We start from the raw sequence: 278 nt of genomic DNA, 5'->3' as shown, positions 1-278 counted from the left end.
AAAATGGTTTGCCAGTACCGGCGTCCCGTCCGGACCATAACAAATAATTCTTTCCCGCCTGCTTTTCGTTGTTTCCGGGCGGATACGGATCAGGCGATGCGCAGGGTCGATATCCTCAAGCGCCAGGGCTGTCACCTCTGCACGGCGGAGTGCACCAAAATAGGCAAGCGCGAGCATCAGCCGGTCACGCAGGGAGGCAGTTGAAACATGTTTAAGAAATTTCCGCCATTGCTCATCATCAGTTATTACGGGTAAGCGGGTGATACGCGGGACCAGCC

Annotated in this window: 1 protein-coding gene; it reads right to left on the bottom strand. The window is 55.0% G+C overall.

What is annotated here, in order from left to right; genetic code table 11:
• The coding region (locus SAZ04_RS21940; RefSeq protein ID WP_332699670.1) for a site-specific integrase at positions 1-278 on the bottom strand (278 nt) is incomplete at both ends.

Source organism: Halalkalibacter lacteus, from assembly GCF_036663595.1.
Classification (GTDB): domain Bacteria; phylum Bacillota; class Bacilli; order Bacillales; family Bacillaceae_D; genus Halalkalibacter; species Halalkalibacter lacteus.
The sequence above is the reverse complement of the archived record's forward strand: the minus strand, read 5'-3'. Positions and strand labels throughout refer to the sequence as shown.